The following is a 2951-nucleotide window of genomic DNA, read 5'->3' on the forward strand; positions in this document are numbered from 1 at the left end:
TTAGCCAGAAATATACGATTCCATTTGGCCAACTACTTACCAACCGTGGCCAAAAAACCGATAACCATGATTCATCGACAAATTGGCAGATACAAAAAAGGGCAGGATAAACCTGCCCTTCATCATCATAGACCTGACTGACGATCAGTGCTCCCCAGCTGGGCCACCAATCGAACCACCTGAATCTTTTTTATCACCATCTTCCGCCTTTACTTCAGACTCATCAGCAGCAGTCTTTACACCGCTGTCATCGTTATCACCAGAATCCTTGGGAGGGCGAACTTCACGGCCAGCCATGATGTCATCAATCTGATCACTATCAATGGTTTCGTACTGAATCAGCGCCTCAGCCATTTGATCCAGCTTGTCGCGGTTATCGACGAGAATCTGGTTGGCGCGGGAGTAACATTCATCAACAACCCGACGAACTTCCTCATCAATGATCTTCGCCGTTTCACCGGAAACGTTCATCCTGGAACCACCGCTACCGTAGTTTTTACCCAGGAAAACCTCACCCTCATCCTCATCGTAGAGCAGTGGACCGAGCTTTTCAGAAAGGCCCCACTTGGTCACCATGCTTCTGGCAATCTGGGTAGCACGCTGGATATCATTGGAGGCACCGGTTGTAACCCCATCTTTGCCCAACGTCATTTCTTCGGCGATACGGCCACCAAACAGTGAGCATATCTGGCTCAGTAGTGCCTGGCGGCTCTGGCTGTAGCGGTCCTCTTCAGGCAGGAACATGGTCACCCCAAGCGCCCGACCTCGCGGAATAATACTCACTTTGTAGACTGGATCATGGTCCGGAACCAATCGACCAACGATGGCATGACCGGCTTCATGATAAGCCGTATTGCTCTTTTCCTTATCACTCATGACCATGGACTTGCGCTCAGCGCCCATCATGATTTTGTCTTTCGCCAGATCAAACTCTTTCTGACCCACCGTACGTTGGTTAGCCCGTGCTGCAAAGAGCGCCGCCTCATTAACCAGATTGGCCAGGTCGGCACCGGAGAATCCCGGAGTACCACGTGCAATAACCGAAGGCTGCACATTGTCAGAAACCGGAACCTTGCGCATATGCACTTTAAGGATCTGCTCACGACCACGGATATCCGGCAAGCCAACCACCACCTGACGGTCAAAACGACCAGGGCGCAATAACGCAGGGTCAAGGACATCAGGACGGTTGGTAGCAGCAATTACAATAATACCGTCGTTCGCTTCAAAACCGTCCATCTCAACCAGCAGCTGGTTAAGGGTCTGTTCACGTTCATCGTGACCACCGCCCATACCGGCACCACGGTGACGACCGACCGCATCAATCTCGTCAATAAAGATGATGCACGGTGCCTGCTTCTTGGCCTGCTCAAACATGTCACGGACACGGGAGGCACCAACACCTACAAACATCTCAACAAAGTCAGAACCGGAGATGGTAAAGAACGGAACCTTGGCCTCACCGGCAATCGCTTTGGCAATCAGGGTTTTACCGGTACCCGGAGGACCCACCATCAGAACGCCCCGGGGAATACGACCACCCAGACGCTGGAATTTACCGGGATCCTTCAGGAAGTCTACCAGCTCCTGAACATCTTCCTTGGCTTCTTCAACACCGGCTACATCGGCAAACGTAGTTTTGATCTGATCTTCAGACAGCAGGCGGGCCTTGCTTTTGCCAAAGCTCATCGGGCCACCCCGGCCTCCGCCGCCGCCCTGCATCTGACGCATGAAGAACATGAATACCGCAAGAATCACCAGAATCGGGAAGCTGGCCACCAATAGCTGTGTCCAGATACTCTGCTTTTCAATAGGCTTGGACTCAACCTGTACCTTGCCCAGCAGGAGTTCATCCATCAGTTTGTTGTCTGGCACCGTGGGCGGCAGATTGGTTTCAAAACGTTCACTGTTGTTTAACATGCCGGTGATGGTAAAACCATCAATGACAACCTTACTGACCTGGCGATTTTCTACCATGCTGATGAAGTCAGAATAGGCAACCTTCTGGGTAGACGACTGCATGCCATCAAAGTTTTTAAAGACGGTCAATAGCACCAAGGCGATTATGACCCAGAGAATCAAATTTTTTGCCATATCATTCAAGGGGCTAACCTCTCTTGAGCGTACTTAAGCCTCAGGTAATCGTTTATATTGAGCACGTTCCCCTGGCTCGCTGTGATTATGTATTAATGCTTATCTGCAACGATACACGATCAGCGGACGGTGTGACAGTGATTGTCTTCTATCATGCTGATTAATGCATCCTATTATTCAACGCCCGGTATTATCCCCTGAAGCCAGAGGCCAGCAGATATACTTCTCTTGAGCGCGCCCTGGAAGCCGTTGGCTTGCGGGTCTGCACTTTGTCAAAGCTGGTTTTCATATCTTTCAGATAGGCATCAAAGCCTTCACCCTGAAACACCTTAACCAGAAACACACCTCCTGTACGCAACACCTGCCTGGACAGATCCAGTGCCAGTTCCACAAGGTACATGGCATTGGGCTGATCAACAGAGAGTGCTCCACTCATATTGGGGGCCATATCGGAAATTACAAGGTCTACCCGGTCCGAACCGATGGTTTCCAGTATTTGTTCCAGCACCGTGTCTTCTGTGAAGTCACCCTGAACAAAGTCAACCCCGGCGATAGGATCCATTGGCAAAATATCAGAAGCAACCACCCGCCCCTGATCACCCACCAGCTCAACCGCTACCTGAGACCAGCCACCGGGTGCCGCACCCAGATCAACCACCCGGATACCCGGGCGAAAGAGTTTATCCTTCTCCTGAATTTCCAGAAGTTTATAACTGGCCCTGGATCGCCAGCCATCTTTTTGCGACTGCTTTACATAGTGGTCATCAAAGTGCTCTTTTAACCAGCGACCACTACTTTTGGATCTCGCCATAATCTTTTTGCAAACTGCCTGTAAATTAAGCTTGGGAGCCTGTCCA

2 protein-coding genes are annotated in these 2951 nt (G+C 50.8%); both read right to left on the minus strand.

What is annotated here, in order from left to right; all coding sequences use genetic code 11:
* Nucleotides 1–144: 144 nt before the first annotated feature.
* Nucleotides 145–2094, minus strand: a complete 1950-nt coding sequence (gene ftsH, locus ACO6V1_RS23280) for an ATP-dependent zinc metalloprotease FtsH (protein WP_422447935.1) — start codon at nucleotides 2092–2094, stop codon at nucleotides 145–147.
* 190 nt (nucleotides 2095–2284) lie between these two features.
* Complete coding sequence (gene rlmE / locus ACO6V1_RS23285; RefSeq protein ID WP_422447469.1) at nucleotides 2285–2905, minus strand: 23S rRNA (uridine(2552)-2'-O)-methyltransferase RlmE; 621 nt, start codon at nucleotides 2903–2905, stop codon at nucleotides 2285–2287.
* Between the last annotated feature and the right edge of the window lie 46 nt (nucleotides 2906–2951).

This window comes from Endozoicomonas sp. ALC013 (genome assembly GCF_049310205.1).
In the GTDB taxonomy this organism is placed as follows: Bacteria; Pseudomonadota; Gammaproteobacteria; order Pseudomonadales; family Endozoicomonadaceae; genus Endozoicomonas.